Genomic DNA, 15221 nt, shown 5'->3' with positions numbered 1-15221 from the left:
TAAATCCACTCTTAAATAAAAACAACATGAAACGTATAATTTTGTCAATGGCTATTGTATTCGGTACCTGTGCATTTGCACAAGAGAAGAAATCTGATACGGCAAAAACAAAAAACATAGAAGGTGTTACCATCACAAAGCAGGTTTTCAAAAAGCAAAGTGACCGTTTTGTATACGATGTGGCAGCATCACCAGTTGCCAAAGGAAACACCACCTTTGACCTTTTAAAACAAACTCCTTTATTATCTTCTACAGATGATAAAACATTAAAAATAGCAGGAAAAAACAATGCACTGGTCTATATCAACGGAAGAAAAAGCAATATGGACTCTGAGTCACTGGCTCAGTTTCTGAAAAATACTCCGGCTGAAAATATCCAGAAAATAGAAGTGATTACTGTTCCCGGCAGCGAGTATCAGGTAGAATCTTCTGATGGAATCATCAATATCGTTTTAAAGAAAAAAATGAGTGACGGTCTCAATGGAAACATGAGAATGTCTAACACAACCAATAAGTATAACGGAAGCCAGGCAAGTTTCTCAGCCAATTACAGAAAAGATAAACTGGGAGTAAGTGCCAGTCTTAGCGGCGGTGAAAATATCGAAGCACAAACCTATACCCTGAGAAACGGAACTTCAACAACTTCCAACGAATCTACCGGAGATATTGACGATCCGAATAAAAACATAGGAGGTTATCTGAATATTGATTACCAGCTGAACGACAAAAGCAACCTTGCCTTATCATGGAATACATGGGCCAATAAAAGTTATAATTCAACGGTAGATTTATTTAATACCATAAAAAAAACGAATACGGAATATACGTGGTCTAAAAACAGAGAGAATACACGATCTTATAACAATTCTGTGAATTTAAACTATGAATTAAAAACAGATTCTCTGGGCAGTAAACTGAATGTAAATGCGGCTTATCTCAACTACAGAAGATTTCAGTTCACGGATAACCAAACCTTTAATTCGGATATTGACAGAGTGGTAGGAGCAAGAACAAAACAAGTTATTCAGGACCTTCCGCAGATCATTAATAATTTCTCCGGAATGGTGGATTATAATCAAAAGTTTAAAAATGATCTTACCGTTTCCGTCGGTGGAAATTATAACAAGACTAAAACAGATAACGATTCTAAAAACATCACTTATTCATTTAATCCCGTAACAGCTCCGGATTCAAGACCCAACCATTTTATCTATGATGAAAACATCTACGGAATGTATCTTACCGTTGAGAAAAAAATTTCCGACAAGCTTTCAGGAAAAGTAGGTGCCAGATACGAGATCACCAACAGTCTTGGAACGTCTGACAACGCTCCCACAGAAGCCCTTAGAAGAATTGAGAGAAATTACAAAAACATTCTTCCTTATCTAAGTCTGAATTACGCGATTAATGACAAAAACAATATTTCCTATTCCTTTTCAAGCAGAATGAGAAGGCCAAGTTTCTGGGAACTTAATCCGGTCAAAAATATTCTGACCGATGACAATTATACTCAGAACGATCCGTTTGTAAAGGCCTCTTCCAACTACAATCAGGAACTTACCTATATGTACAGAAATTCGTATTTCCTGATTTTAAACCATTCTTACATTCAGGACGTCATTACACAGGTTCCGCTTCAGGGATATCCGGTATCGCCTGATGGTAAAATTGGTGATAATCCTGCATTACGATATATCAGAACCAACTTTGGAAATAAGCAGGAAATGTCGGCCATGGTAGGTATCCAGAAGTCGTTTTTCAAACAGTACTGGACAACCAATTTCAATATCGGAGTGCAGCATAATATCAACAACGGAAGTCTTGATACTGATCCTACAACCGGAGACCGCTTCAAAGATCAAAAAGGGCCTAATGGAAACTTTATTACCTACACCAATAAAACCAATTCTACCAGTCTTCTGATCCAGACCAATAATACCATCCGTCTTGATAAAAAGAAAACATGGTTCTTCGGACTTAATTATTTCTTTGTTGACAAACAGCAGATTGAGCTTGGTTCACTGAAAAACTTAATGAGTATGGATCTCAGTCTTAAAAAAATGTGGAACGACTGGACTTTTGCAGTGAATGTAAATGATGTACTGAATACTAATATTGTTAAAATTGAAGACTTTCAGGAGAACGGAAATTATAATTATATCCACCAAAACCGTTACAACAGAAGTTTAATCGTAAGCCTTACCTACAATTTCGGAAATCAGAAAGTGAAAAAGGTGAGAGACATCGAAGGGGCATCAGATGCCATCAAAAGCAGAACAAGATAGAGAATTATCTTTCTTCATATTTAATTATTCTTACGGTATCCGCTGATTCTTTTCAGCGGATTTTATATATTTAATCATTATGAAAAAAGATATAAAAATTATTTTGATATCCCTCAGCCTCTTTTTTCTATGGACAGCTTGCAAAGAAAAAAAGATAAAACTTGGCAAAGATATCCACTTTGATAAGGAGGAAAATATTCACTATGGAAACAATCCAGAGCAGGTTATGGATCTTTATATTCCATCTGCACGAACGAATAAAGAAAAGGATATTTTTATTATGATTCATGGTGGAGGCTGGAGGGCTGGAGATAAATCACAGCTCACCTTTTTCACACTCTCTATGATGCAGAAATTTCCTGATCATATTTTCGTTAATATGAACTACAGACTTGCTTCAGTTACGAACTTTGGACTTCCAAATCAAACTAATGATATTAAAAAGGTAACTGAATTATTAAAAAATAAACTGGGCTACAATCCCAATGTGATTTTATCAGGCAACAGCGCCGGAGGCCATTTATCGATGTTGTATGCCTACAAGTTTGATGCGGATAAAAAAGTAAAAGCTGTAATTAATATTGTGGGTCCTGCAGATCTGTCTGATCCGGGATTTAAAAACTATCAGGAGTATTCTTTTGTAGAAAGCAGACTTGTGGCCCCTGAAATAATTCAAACCGGAATATCAAAGATAGGTTTTGCCAGTCCTGTGAAATGGATAAAAAACGATTCCCCTCCTACTTTATCTTATTATGGAAGTTTGGACCGTGTAATTCCGTCTACACAGGAAAAAAGGCTGGATTCAGCATTGACTGCCAACCATGTTATCCATGAATCTTATCAATTTAATGGAGGACATCTGGACTGGGATAAACATCCAAATGATCAATTCCTTATCAATAAAATAGAAACATTTCTCCAAAAAACACACAAAAAATAACACGTCCTGACATTTCAAAACGTGTTATTCTTCTATATTTTATTTGAAATTTATTCAGATTTTGCAACAGCTGTTCTTTCAGAAACTCCATTGGCATTGAAAGCTTCAATCTGGAAATAGTAAGCGTCCGTTCTGTCTGCTCCGGTAAAGAAATATTCATTCTTTCCGTATACCATGATGCTTCCGTATAATTTATCCGGAGTCTTTCCAAAATAGATTACATAGCCGTCTGCATCAGGGTTCTGCTGCCACTTCATCCAGATACTTCTTCTTTCACCATATTTCTTTGGATCAGCTCTCAGAGAAACAAACCCTTCCACTTTAGCAGGCTGTTTTCCTGCTCCTTTTCCGAATACTCTGAAACCGCTTAATGCAAATTTTCCTGTTGGCATTTTAAGGTTTTCCATTTTAAGGAAACGGGCTTTTGCAGGCTCTTCAAGTTCTACATAGTCGTGAGGTACGTCTTTTGTGTTTTTGCTTTTATCCACAATCACATTCCATTTTTTCCCGTCATTGGAACCATAGATTTTATATTGATGCATTTTCCCCAATGTTTTTCCCATAAATTCTGCATCCTGATCCGCATAATTGATCTGAATGGCATTAATTGTCGAAACTTCACCCAGATCCGTCTCGAACCATTCCCCGGAATTTCCTGTCTTAGCACTCCAGTAGGTTTTGATATCTTCATCTACCGCATAGTTAGGCTGATATCCACCTAAAGTAGATGAAACCTGTACAGGTTTATTATAGTTCAGAAGCATCCATCCGGCAAAAAGACCTTTAGTAAAATCTTTTCCCTGTGCATATTGCGGAAGATAAGTCGGATAATCGCCATAAGCCGTGTTACAATACATTACATCATCTTTATCAAAGCCTGCAGGCCAGATCCCCAGTCTTCTTTCAAAATTATTTTTAGTTGAAATAAAGATGGTCGAAACATGCCACCAGTTTTTGTAATTGTCTTCAAATGTCGCTCCGTGCCCTGCACCTCTTGCAAAACCTCCCGGTTTATAAGAGAACGGATTATGCTGTTGATATTCGAAGCCTTCCAAAGGACTTTTGCTCACATATACTCCATCCGAGTATCCACTGAATTCTGTTGCCGGAGCACCATACTGCATATAATATTTCCCGTTATGCTTCGTCATCCACGCTCCTTCTACAAAAGGCTGCAGAAAAACATTATCATTGTATTCCCCAAACCTTTCCCAACCGTGGTCTTCAGGTTTTAGCTTAATAATCGGTTTTACGAAACCTTCGGACTGAAGGTTTTTTACTTTCACTTCTGTTCCCAGCAATGGCCATTCATTGCTTGAACCCCAGTAAAGATATAATTTATTCTTATCTTCATCATAATGGAACGCCGGATCCCAAGCTCCTACTTTTAAAGTATCCACTGCAATTTTCCAGTCGTCTTTGGTGGGATTAGTACTTTTCCAGACCGGGAAATCCTGTTCCCAGGTAGAGCCATACACGTATAAAGTATCTTTCATTGCCCAGACTGCCGGAGCATTAAGATCATGGATGTATTTGTTATCTCTGAGGAATTTTCTTTTTACAAACTTCCAGTCCAGCATATCATCACTGTACCAGTATCCTTCCTGGTTGGTAGAAAAAAGGAAAAGTTTATTTTTAAAATTGACAATTACCGGATCTGCTGTAGCGCGGTGCTTTCCCTGCTTGGAAAAGGCTTCAAAAGGGGTATATCCGTAGTCGATATTGATAGGATTGCAGAATGTTTTCTGCTGGGCTCCAACAATAATTCCCATAAAAATTGTTAATGATAAAAAATATTGTCTCATTTTCAGATTTTAAACGTTCCGGACAAAGTTAACTAACTTTTTTGGGTTTTCTCCAAATAAAGCCGTCCAGAAGATAATGAGTGAGCTGCGGAACAACCAATAAAGGAACCAGAAACTGAAAGAGATTTTCTGAAATCACTATATTAAGGGAAAAATGCTCATTCCAGACAAGTGTTTCCCACAAAAATTCTTCGAGAAAGGCAAACAATAAAATGACACCGACAAATAGGAGTATTCCTGAAAAGGATTTAAAAATCTGCATCCGGTTCAGCTGATGATTTCCTTTTTGCTTTATTTCCCGGATATAGATCAATGCGATATAGGGAATTCCATGAGAAACCACATTCAGAAAAGTAAACAGAAGATCATTATTGAAGTAAACAATCCCGAAATACCAGGAAAGAAAAGTTCCGGTGATCAGTGCTGTTTTCGGAATGTTAATTTTTTTTGTCTTAAAAGCTTCAACAACAGTTTTAATAATCCAAATTATCAGAATGGCAAAATAGATAACGGTAATTATAGGAACATAATCCGGAAGATTTTGAAGCCAGTCAAACTCATTGTTGACAAACCAGGTGAAGGCACGGGGCGTTTTAAACCAGTACAGCATCGGATAAATCGTTGCGGAATACACAGCCACCTCATCTATTTTTTTGCTCCAGTTATTCGGTTCAAAGCGCGCATAGATTCTCATAAATCCGTATTGCTGCCGTATAAAATGAAAAACGGCAATCAATGCCAGGACCGACCAGAAGGTCAGACTTCCAAACTGAAACAGGATTATTCCCAGTATCCAGCTCAGAACAGGAATCCCCAGATACAGCAGTTTATTTTTCTGTATTTCTCCCTTTACGAAATACGTTTTGAACAGCGTAGAATATACATGAGCCACATCCACAAAAACGATCAGGAAAAGCCATGTGTAAAAGGAATAATGATTTTCCAGCCCCTGAATCTGTTTCTGAAAGAGAAAGATAATCATCAATACCAGAAAAGGCGGCGATAAAATAAACCACCAGTCTGTTTTTGCGTTATGTATCCACGGCTGTTTCATTGTAGTATTTTACATCATTTGTTCTGCAGTCCGGAACCCTTGATAGAAAGCTTCTTCAAAAATAGATATTCCCGAAAGATCGGAATGGGCAAAGAAAATTTTGTCTCCTATGGGTTCTTTCGCTTTTTGAGTTTCTTCACCAAAAATCTGATTGGGAACCGGAGCAATCATTGCATGTCCTATTTTATGAAACTGTATTTCCAGAATGAAATCTTCTATCAACGGATGAGCTTTCTTCAGATCGTTTAAAACTAAATCTTTCAGTTCAGCATCTTTCATGGTGTAGAGCTTTTTCCTTGCTTTCTTGCAGTCTCCGGTTGAAAAACTTTTATAGTGAGTAATCACTTTTTCGCCTATAACCTGGTTCAGATTCTGGTGCTGGTCGAAGATATAACCTAATCCCGAAGAACCGTAGATCACATTATCCCAGGCCAGCTCTTCATCTCCTCCGAATTCATTCTTCAGGGTAATGGTGGTTAAAAGCCACGGAACATAATGAAATGATGATGCCCTTTTTTGATTAAAAATTCTTTCATTCACAAATTGTGGGGTTGCAAACAATACTTTATCTGCAATGATCTTCTTCGTTTTCTTTTGGGTATTATCAAAACTTAAGACCTCAACTTTATCATTGATTTTTATATCAAAAACCAGATTTCCCGGCCAATGTTTTCCCTCTGTATATTTTGAAAAATGGTTTGCCAGTCTTGCATTTCCTTCTGGCCATGTGAATACCTGATCTTTATATTTCGTGCTCCAGTTGTTTTTTCTTCCGGCAAAGTAATGGATGCCTGCCCATGCTGAAACATAGTCAATTCCTAAGCCGAAATCGTCTCTGCAGGAATAATCCAGCAGCCAGAGAAGTTCTTCCGAATAGAAGTTATTTTCTGTGAGCCAGTCTTTAAAAATGATTTTTTCAAGCTTTACCACCTCATCTTCTCTGCTGGAGTCATGTACCGGAATAGCAAACCAATATCTTCCTTGAATGTCTTTCTTTGCACGAAATTCATCCATCAGTTTAAAAAAGCGGGCAAGCTCTTGCTGGGTTTGCGCTGAAATTCCTCTTTGCGGAACAATATCGTTCTGCCAGGCATTTTTATAAAACAGTCTTTCCTGTTGTGGAAAAGTCATTTGATATTCATCAAGGATGGGTTCTCCGTTATCCTCAGTTCCTAAGCAGATTTCACACTCTTTCAGAAAGTCGATGATTTCTGTATTCTCTTTGTTCGGTAATGGTAAATAATGAGCGCCTAAAGGAAATTTTGAAAATGAATTCTGTCCGTTGGAAGAATTGCCGCCAAGATGGTTTTCCATTTCCAGAATAAGATAATTCTGTTCATGATGCTGGCTGAAGAACCTGCACGCTGAAAGTCCGGAAATTCCTCCCCCGACAATAAGATACTTGGTGTGGATAACTTCTGAAAACTGTGGAAAATCTTTTGCCCATAATTTATGCCCGAGAACATGATTGGTCCCTGTGATCTTTAACAGCAAAGCTTTTACTTTCTTTCCGCAATACTGCAAAAAAGGAAGCATAAGGCTACCTAAAAATATAGTTGTAAGAAAATCTTTTCTACTGTACTTTCCCCCACTCTTCATCGAAATAACGGACTAGTATCTGGTTATCCAGACGGTTAACTTCTACTTCTTTCACTTTCATATCTTTATTGAAATAAGACATCTGTGAAAAATTGTAATCATAATATTTTAATCCAGGCAGCTTTCTGTAGATCCTGTTGTTGATGGGTTCAAATGAAGCCATCGTGAATCCCCATTCTCCAAAAGAGGGAACATAGGTGTGATACGCTGCTGTGAATGGAAAGATCTGATTGATCGTTTTTTCAATACACCAGAAAGATTTTGGTGCAAAATAAGGAGAAGTGGTTTGTACCACAATCCTGGTATCAAGAGTTGTCAATCTCTCCAGTTCTTTATAAAACTGCAGGGAATAGAGTTTTCCTAAGCTGTAATTCGACGGATCAGGAAAGTCGATGATGATGACGTCAAATTTCTTTTTGCTGTCTTTTACCCAGATGTAAGCGTCTTTATTGATCACCTCCACTTTAGGATTGGAAAGTGAGCTTTGGTTCAGTCTTCGCATGGTTTCATTGGTCTTGAAAAACTGAGTCATTTCCCCGTCAAGATCTACAAGGGTTACTTTTTTAACATCTTTGTATTTTAAAACTTCTCTTGCTGCGAAGCCGTCACCTCCTCCCAAAATCAGGACATTATCAATGTTTTTCGCCATCGACATAGCAGGATGTACCAAAGCTTCATGATAACGGTATTCATCTGTGGAAGAAAACTGCAGGTTATTATTTAAATATAAACGAAACTCGTGCGTATTCCTCGTTAAAACGATTCTTTGATAGGGTGAACTTTTAGTATAAACCACATTTTCGCCATATAGTTTTTCTTCAGAATAAGATAGAATCGTATCTGAAAAAAAGAAAAGTCCCAGCAAGAAGGCAAATGCCGCGATAGATTTTATTTTCAGGGATAAGGGTTTTGATAATTCCTTTGTAAGATAATAGCAGAGGAATATTGCAATGGAAATATTGATTAATCCAAAAAATAAAGGGGTTTTGACAATTCCTAATTTTGGAATCAAAACCAATGGAAAAAGAATCGATGCCAATAAAGCCCCGATATAATCGAATGCAAAGACATTTGAAACTAAATCTTTAAATTGTACCCTGTCTTTTAAAATATTCATCAGAAGCGGGATTTCCACTCCTACAAGACATCCGGTGAAGAATACAAAGAGATAGAGAACGCTTTCAAAATGTGCGAGTGTATTAAAAAGAATAAACAGCACTACAGAACTGATTCCGCCTACAATTCCTACAAGGATTTCGATCTCAATGAATTTATCAATAAGATTTCCTTTGATGAATTTCGCAAGGTAGGAACCTACTCCCATTGAGAACAGGTATACTCCGATAATGAAAGAAAACTGCTTTACAGAGTCTCCTAAAAGATAGCTCGCCAAGGCTCCGGCCACCAGCTCATAAATCAATCCACATGTAGCAATGACGAATACTGAAAACAATAAAAGCAGCTCAAGAGGAATCCTCTTCTTATCCATGAATTGCTGCGCTTATGATCATTGAAATTCCGATAATAAATGCCCCGAAAACAATAGCAATGGCTATATTTTTGTTCTGGGCGATCTCGTGCCATGTTTTTTCAGGAGTCAGTTTTTCAATAATGAAATAACATACAAGTAAAATGGCGATTCCTAAAAATGAATAAAGAACCGAGTTTAGTATGGGTAAGAAATTGATGTTGTCCATAGTTTTATATTTTTATTTGTGATAGTATCTGTAGAATCCTACTCTGGAATGACTTCTTGTGGTTCCGTCGCGGTATGTTTCCGTTTTGGCACAGTCGCAGACCTGATTTCCCCGGTACGTAAGGTATACAAACCAGGTCAGGAAAAATCCTCCGATCAGGCAGAGTATCCAGTTTTGTCTTATGTAATTGGTAATATTAGTTATCATTGGCAGGATAAGGTGAGTTTGAACTATTTTTCCATTTGTTTACATTAAAGTAATGTTTTCCTATCCACATTGCCACAAACAGAGCAATCATTATGAACAAAATAATTCCGAAGTTCCAGAATGAAACGGGAAGCCAGGTTGCTTTAAGCTGTACATAGGTGTTGCTTGAAATGAGGTCTGTAGTAAGTCTAAGGGCTTCAGTATTAATCAGGGAGTCCAGTTTCTGAGTTCCGAACGATGCTTTGGCAAGTCTGATCACTTCCGAGGTATCTTTTTCGAGCATCTTTCCGTCTGTAAAAGTCTTGGTCTGCACCTTGAATATATCAGTAACCTCAATTGTTCCTGATTTATCCCGTGAAATCACGACCTTCGAATCAGGAGATGTAAGACCTGAAAATGAGGGTAAGCCTCCTTCTTTTTCGGCGGAAATAATGAAATGATATTTCCCGGAGCCCACTCCACACAGGTTAAAATCTTCGGATTGGCTTCCTTCTGTCCAGCTCTCTCCGCCTTCGTACCCATGATACTGTTCGATATCTTTGGAGGTATAGATAATTTCGTTGGTATTCTCGTTTACAAGACTTAGCTGAACATTCGCCCAGGAATTATCAACACCTGAAAATGCATTCACTTTTAATGGTGCAGAACCTCCTGAAAGGGTAAAACTTTTGCTGACCATTTCTTTGTCTTTTACATCTGCAAAATTGATGGTCTCTGCAAAAACGGTTTCGTTCGTTCTTGAAGTGTAGACGTACATCTGGAGCAGGCAAATCATTAATGCAGCCACACAAAAGATGTTCACGGCTTGCCTGATATCGAAATAATAGGGCTGAACAATCCCTATTCCTGTATAATTGGGCAGATTAGCTATTTTAAAAGCTTTCTTAACTTCATATTTTGAAATGTGAACTCCATAAAAATACTGGCTTTTCTTACCGGTCTTCTCCTGAGAGATCATACGCGTTCCATTGACATATTCTTTGTAGGTCGCAATGCTGAAATCCAGATGTTCATCAAAAAATCCGGCAGCCGCATCAATAGTGCATGGAGTATTTTCGTACCAACGGTAGGTTCGTCCGAGATAGGTTGGAAATTTTGAATCCTTGCCTTTAAAATCATCAGGATGCATAGAGATCAGGAAAACCCAATGTCCATCACTCTCACTCAGGAAAGCATCATTTCCTTTGCTGTCTTTTAAAGAATATTCCCGCCAGAAAATACTGTTTCCGTATTTTTTAACAGTAATCGCAACGACTGTATATTCCGTACCGTCAATTTTTCCTTTTTGTCCGATATCCAATACAACATTTTCCGTTGGGACTTTCAGATGTTTAATTTTTTTGTTCCAGGCTACATCAATGAGATAAGAACAGGTATCGCAAACATATTCTTCAACAGGAAAGGTGAGATCTAATGTATTTTCGGATTCGCATGCTGGGCAGACATAGTGCATTTTTATCTGTAAATTTTGTGTTTTTGAATGGTATTAGCTTTAAAATACTGAACCACCTCATCTGCAATCTGCTCTACTTTCTCCGTATTGTCCTGAGTATAATTACAAAGAAATACATCAAAGGTAAGCTGTTTAAATTCCGGCCACGTGTGGATACAAAGGTGAGATTCTTTAAGGATCACTGCGGAAGTAAAGCTGTCGTTCTCAAAAATATGATTGGTTACTCCTACAATTTCCACCTCCCTGGCTTTCAGAATTTCTTCTGTAAACAGCAGAAAACCTTTGCTGTCTAATAACAAATCTTCTGACTCTGTTTCCAAAGTCAGAAGAATATGTAAACCTTTACTTGATAATGGGTTCAATTAATTTTTTTGGTAAATATATTATTTTTTTGGAAGAAAAACCTCAGCAAGCATACATCTTGCGCTTCCTCCGCCATTTACTTCAATGGTATTCAGGTCTGAATAGATAATTTCGCAGTATTTTTCAATAGCAGCTACCTGTTCCGGAGTTAAAGAATGGTAAGCAGTCTGGCTCATGACCAGGAATTTTTTTCCTTCTTTATTCTGAACCTGAAGCATATTTCCGGCAAACTGCTGCATCTGTTCTTCAGAAATCTCAATGATTTCTTTTCCGGATCCTTTAATAACTTCCAATACTTTTCCTCTTTCAAGTTCATCATCAATACAGTCAAGGCAGATTACAACAAATTTATCGGCTACACACATCATTACATTGGTGTGATAGATTGGAAGTCTTTCTGTGCCTACAGTCTGGAAAGAATGGAATACAACGGGAGTAAATCCGTATTTTGTACAGAATTCTCTGAACAGTTTTTCATCCAGCCTCAAAGAAACAGAGCCGTAAGCAATTTTGTTATCGTGATCAAAAATCATACTTCCTGTTCCTTCCAGAAAGTGTCCCTGGGTTTCAGAGAAAGACCAGTCATCAATTTCAGCCACTTCAAACCCTTGATCTTTGATACTTTCGATAATATCTTCTCTTCTTTCCACTCTTCTGTTGGAAGCGAACATCGGGTACAAAACCACTTTTCCGTCTTTATGGAAACTTACCCAGTTATTCGGGAAAATAGAATCCGGAGTGTGGGGATCCAACGTATCTTTTATAGTGATCACATTAATTCCCTTTTCTCTCAGCTTTCCGACAAAGGTGTTGAATTCTGCCAACGCTTTTGACTGGATGTCAGAGCCTGTCTGTTCTACCTGGAAATAATTATTTTTCGCTGTTTCAGCGTTGTAACCGAATGCAATCGGTTCTATCATTAATACTGTATCTGTTGTTTGCATTTTTTTGATTTAAAAATTAAAAGATTGAAAGATTAAAAACCCCCACTCCCAAACACTAAAACTCTCCAACTCAATTACTCTCTCACAAGTGGCATTGTAGAGCATCTCAGCAAGCCTCCCATTTTAGAGATTTCTCTGTAAGGAATTTCTTCAACAGTCATTCCCCACTCGTTTCTCAGGTGGTCATTCATTCTTGTGAATGCTTTGTCCGAAACGACAACATCAGGAGAAATGGAGAAAATATTCGGGAACATTTCAAACATTTCTTCATCATTGATATGGAAACAGTTTTCTTCTCCAAAAATATCAATGATTAAACGATAGTCGCTTTCATCTACAAATCCGTTTTTATAAATAATACATTTGTCTTCACCTACCGGATTAAATGTACAATCCAAATGAAGAATGCCTTCAAAAGGAACCTTATCGTTTTTCTTCAGTTCCAGGTCAATGATTCTTTTCTTCGGAAAATATTCTTTTAATATTTCAATGGCATATTCATTGGTTCTTGCCGTCTTATAGTTTCTGTAATCTTCACTGAAGCAGGTTCCGATGAAAAGGAAATCATTCCATACGATCACATCACCTCCTTCGATATGTGCAGTTTCGGGAAGATTGATGATCTTTCTCCATGCTACTTTTTCAAAAACGCTTTTATAGGCTTCCTGCTCGTCTGCTCTGTCTGCAATCACATTGGAAATGATCATTTTATCATCAATTACAAAGGCTACATCTCTTGAAAAAACCTGATTGTAATCTTTGATGATGCTGGGACGCAGTACTTCAACGCCATACTTTTTTAAAACCGCTTCAAAAGCGTTCATTTCATTAATAATATCCTCTTCTTTAGGATAAATGTTGTGCTCGATTGAGTAATATGACTTTGCGTCATAACTTTCCTCTAGTGTGGGAACAGGCCCCAATGAATTAGGCTGGCCCAGAACTACTGACTTCAGCCTGCCCGTTTCGTTTTTAATGTTTAGTCTCATAAAGATTTATGCAATACTACAAATATAAGTAAAGGTCTCTACCTGTAAAACTTTTGGATTATTTTATGTATTAAATTTGGTTCCCAAAATCAACACCCTTCGGCAAAATTTGCTTGTATGCAGTGCCAACTTTAGTGAATAGTTCCAAAAACATCTACAACTTACTATTTTCCATCTACATAAGAACAAAAAAATAGATAATCATATTATTTAATTTCCTATATTAGTGATATAATTTTCGCGAAATTATAAACCGTAAAATTGAACTATTAACACCAAAAATCAAGTCATGAACAAGAACAATCCGGTGCTGAAAAACGCACAAAAGTTAGGAAGAGATCAACAAAAATCCGTAATGGGAGGCGCTCCAATCTCAACAGGCAGAAGATGCTGTGAATGGGATGATGCAGGAAACTGTTATATCTGGACTTGCGACAGATGCCAATGTCCTTAATAAACAAAGAAAGCCTGCTTTTTTAAGCAGGCTTTCTTATTGAGCTAATTGATATAAATAAAAAATCCCAAAGCGTGCTTTGGGATTTTTTTATGATGTAAGCAAATATTATCTGCTTGCAATATCGATGTAGTTTCTTTGCTGAGCACCTTGGTAAACCTGTCTTGGTCTTCCGATCGGGTCTCCTTTCAGTCTCATTTCTTTCCACTGAGAAATCCATCCCGGAAGTCTTCCTAATGCAAACATTACGGTGAACATTTCTGTAGGAATTCCTAAAGCTCTGTAGATGATACCTGAGTAGAAGTCTACGTTTGGATATAGTTTTCTTTCTACGAAGTATTCGTCTTCCAGCGCTACTCTTTCCAGCTGCATTGCAATGTCAAGAGCTTTATCCTGGATACCTAATGCTTTAAGGATATCGTCAGCAGCTTTCTTGATGATTTTCGCTCTTGGGTCGAAGTTTTTGTACACTCTGTGTCCGAATCCCATTAAACGGAAGTTATCATTCTTATCTTTAGCTTTAGCAACATATTTAGATACATCACCACCGTCTTTCTCGATAAGTTCAAGCATTTCGATTACAGCCTGGTTAGCACCACCGTGAAGCGGCCCCCAAAGGGCAGATACTCCGGCAGAGATAGAAGCGAAAAGACCTGTGTGGGCAGAACCTACCATTCTTACTGTAGAAGTAGAACAGTTTTGTTCGTGGTCTGCGTGAAGGATTAATAATTTATCTAAAGCATTTACAACTACCGGATCGATTTCGAAATCAGCGTTTGGTAATCTGAATGCCATTTTGTAGAAGTTCTCTACATAGTTCAGGTTGTTATCACCATGGTTTAATGGTAAGCCCTGAGTTTTTCTGTAAGTCCATGCACAAAGGTGAGAAAACTTAGCGATCATAAGCTCAGCAGCGTGATCCATTTCTTCTTTAGAGTTTACGTTAACGGCTTTCGGGTTGAAAGCTGTTAAAGCAGACGTTAAAGAAGATAAAACTCCCATAGGGTGAGCAGAGCGAGGAAAAACATCAATGATTTTTTTCATTTCGTCTGCGATGAAGTTATATTTTTTAATATTGTTGTCGAATGAAGTAAACTGATCCTGAGTAGGTAATTCTCCATGTAATAAAAGATACATTACTTCAGTGAAGTTAGATTTTTCAGCAATCTGCTCGATTGGATAACCTCTGTAGAATAATTCTCCTTTATCTCCGTCTAAGTAAGTGATGTCGCTAATAGTAGCTCCTGTATTTTTGTAACCTAAATCCAGAGTGATTAAACCTGTCTGGTCTCTTAATTTTGAAATATCAATCCCTCTGTCTCCGATAGTACTATCCACGATTGGATATTCATATGAATTACCGTCGTAATTCAATATTACTTTGTTGTCTGACATTATTTATTTATTTTTTTTAAATATACCACTTTCCAT

General features: G+C 37.5%; 14 protein-coding genes. 3 read left to right on the top strand and 11 right to left on the bottom strand.

Annotated elements, in window-relative coordinates:
• Nucleotides 1–26 precede the first annotated feature (26 nt).
• Nucleotides 27–2285, top strand: a complete 2259-nt coding sequence (locus DEU40_RS03730; protein ID WP_110008574.1) for a TonB-dependent receptor domain-containing protein — start codon at nucleotides 27–29, stop codon at nucleotides 2283–2285.
• A gap of 79 nt (nucleotides 2286–2364) precedes the next feature.
• The gene (locus tag DEU40_RS03725) at nucleotides 2365–3225 is read left to right on the top strand and encodes an alpha/beta hydrolase (protein ID WP_110008573.1); all 861 of its coding nucleotides are present in this window, start codon (nucleotides 2365–2367) and stop codon (nucleotides 3223–3225) included.
• A 50-nt stretch (nucleotides 3226–3275) separates the two neighbouring features.
• Here DEU40_RS03725 and DEU40_RS03720 read toward each other — a convergent pair whose 3' ends face one another.
• The 10 genes from DEU40_RS03720 to DEU40_RS03675 form a co-directional block, all read right to left on the bottom strand.
• Nucleotides 3276–5030, bottom strand: coding sequence for a discoidin domain-containing protein (locus tag DEU40_RS03720; protein ID WP_110008572.1), 1755 nt, complete (start codon nucleotides 5028–5030; stop codon nucleotides 3276–3278).
• Nucleotides 5031–5058: 28 nt separating this feature from the next.
• The gene (locus DEU40_RS03715) at nucleotides 5059–6084 is read right to left on the bottom strand and encodes a hypothetical protein (RefSeq protein WP_110008571.1); all 1026 of its coding nucleotides are present in this window, start codon (nucleotides 6082–6084) and stop codon (nucleotides 5059–5061) included.
• Nucleotides 6085–6093: 9 nt separating this feature from the next.
• Complete coding sequence (locus DEU40_RS03710; protein ID WP_228406439.1) at nucleotides 6094–7620, bottom strand: NAD(P)/FAD-dependent oxidoreductase; 1527 nt, start codon at nucleotides 7618–7620, stop codon at nucleotides 6094–6096.
• A gap of 37 nt (nucleotides 7621–7657) precedes the next feature.
• Complete coding sequence (locus DEU40_RS03705; RefSeq protein ID WP_110008569.1) at nucleotides 7658–9172, bottom strand: polyamine aminopropyltransferase; 1515 nt, start codon at nucleotides 9170–9172, stop codon at nucleotides 7658–7660.
• A complete protein-coding gene (locus tag DEU40_RS03700) occupies nucleotides 9165–9380 on the bottom strand; it encodes a DUF350 domain-containing protein (RefSeq protein WP_110008568.1) in 216 nt (71 codons plus the stop codon). The genes DEU40_RS03705 and DEU40_RS03700 overlap by 8 nt, the downstream gene beginning before the upstream one ends.
• A gap of 12 nt (nucleotides 9381–9392) precedes the next feature.
• Nucleotides 9393–9587 (bottom strand): hypothetical protein, encoded by a 195-nt coding sequence (locus DEU40_RS03695; RefSeq protein ID WP_171006289.1) that lies wholly within the window; start codon nucleotides 9585–9587, stop codon nucleotides 9393–9395.
• A complete protein-coding gene (locus DEU40_RS03690) occupies nucleotides 9577–11040 on the bottom strand; it encodes a DUF4178 domain-containing protein (RefSeq protein ID WP_110008567.1) in 1464 nt (487 codons plus the stop codon). Before DEU40_RS03690 ends, DEU40_RS03695 begins: the two co-directional genes overlap by 11 nt.
• A 2-nt stretch (nucleotides 11041–11042) precedes the next feature.
• Nucleotides 11043–11402 carry an S-adenosylmethionine decarboxylase family protein gene (locus DEU40_RS03685; protein WP_110008566.1) on the bottom strand — a complete coding sequence of 120 codons (360 nt, stop codon included), beginning with the start codon at nucleotides 11400–11402 and terminating at the stop codon, nucleotides 11043–11045.
• A gap of 21 nt (nucleotides 11403–11423) precedes the next feature.
• Complete coding sequence (gene ctlX, locus DEU40_RS03680) at nucleotides 11424–12347, bottom strand: citrulline utilization hydrolase CtlX (protein ID WP_110008565.1); 924 nt, start codon at nucleotides 12345–12347, stop codon at nucleotides 11424–11426.
• 74 nt (nucleotides 12348–12421) lie between these two features.
• Entirely contained in the window at nucleotides 12422–13336 is a 915-nt protein-coding gene (locus DEU40_RS03675; RefSeq protein ID WP_110008564.1) for a dimethylarginine dimethylaminohydrolase family protein, read from the bottom strand.
• A 289-nt stretch (nucleotides 13337–13625) separates the two neighbouring features.
• Here DEU40_RS03675 and DEU40_RS22315 point away from each other — a divergent pair, with 289 nt between their 5' ends.
• Nucleotides 13626–13790, top strand: coding sequence for a hypothetical protein (locus tag DEU40_RS22315; RefSeq protein WP_156121335.1), 165 nt, complete (start codon nucleotides 13626–13628; stop codon nucleotides 13788–13790).
• Between the two features lie 108 nt (nucleotides 13791–13898).
• Here DEU40_RS22315 and DEU40_RS03670 read toward each other — a convergent pair whose 3' ends face one another.
• On the bottom strand, nucleotides 13899–15185 hold the full coding sequence (locus DEU40_RS03670) for a citrate synthase (RefSeq protein WP_110008563.1): 1287 nt from the start codon (nucleotides 15183–15185) through the stop codon (nucleotides 13899–13901).
• Between the last annotated feature and the right edge of the window lie 36 nt (nucleotides 15186–15221).

The organism is Chryseobacterium sp. AG844 (assembly GCF_003182335.1).
Lineage (GTDB): Bacteria > Bacteroidota > Bacteroidia > Flavobacteriales > Weeksellaceae > Chryseobacterium > Chryseobacterium cupriresistens.
The sequence above is the reverse complement of the archived record's forward strand: the minus strand, read 5'-3'. Positions and strand labels throughout refer to the sequence as shown.

Excerpts from the sequence above, each read along its gene's own strand:
- DEU40_RS03725 (WP_110008573.1), top strand. The coding sequence starts at position 2,365 with ATGAAAAAAGATATAAAAATTATTTTGATATCCCTCAGCCTCTTTTTT.
- DEU40_RS03670 (WP_110008563.1), bottom strand. The coding sequence starts at position 15,185 with ATGTCAGACAACAAAGTAATATTGAATTACGACGGTAATTCATATGAA.
- DEU40_RS03710 (WP_228406439.1), bottom strand. The coding sequence starts at position 7,620 with ATGCTTCCTTTTTTGCAGTATTGCGGAAAGAAAGTAAAAGCTTTGCTG.
- DEU40_RS03690 (WP_110008567.1), bottom strand. The coding sequence starts at position 11,040 with ATGCACTATGTCTGCCCAGCATGCGAATCCGAAAATACATTAGATCTC.
- DEU40_RS22315 (WP_156121335.1), top strand. The coding sequence starts at position 13,626 with ATGAACAAGAACAATCCGGTGCTGAAAAACGCACAAAAGTTAGGAAGA.
- ctlX (WP_110008565.1), bottom strand. The coding sequence starts at position 12,347 with ATGCAAACAACAGATACAGTATTAATGATAGAACCGATTGCATTCGGT.
- DEU40_RS03720 (WP_110008572.1), bottom strand. The coding sequence starts at position 5,030 with ATGAGACAATATTTTTTATCATTAACAATTTTTATGGGAATTATTGTT.
- DEU40_RS03695 (WP_171006289.1), bottom strand. The coding sequence starts at position 9,587 with ATGATAACTAATATTACCAATTACATAAGACAAAACTGGATACTCTGC.
- DEU40_RS03715 (WP_110008571.1), bottom strand. The coding sequence starts at position 6,084 with ATGAAACAGCCGTGGATACATAACGCAAAAACAGACTGGTGGTTTATT.
- DEU40_RS03730 (WP_110008574.1), top strand. The coding sequence starts at position 27 with ATGAAACGTATAATTTTGTCAATGGCTATTGTATTCGGTACCTGTGCA.
- DEU40_RS03705 (WP_110008569.1), bottom strand. The coding sequence starts at position 9,172 with ATGGATAAGAAGAGGATTCCTCTTGAGCTGCTTTTATTGTTTTCAGTA.
- DEU40_RS03675 (WP_110008564.1), bottom strand. The coding sequence starts at position 13,336 with ATGAGACTAAACATTAAAAACGAAACGGGCAGGCTGAAGTCAGTAGTT.
- DEU40_RS03700 (WP_110008568.1), bottom strand. The coding sequence starts at position 9,380 with ATGGACAACATCAATTTCTTACCCATACTAAACTCGGTTCTTTATTCA.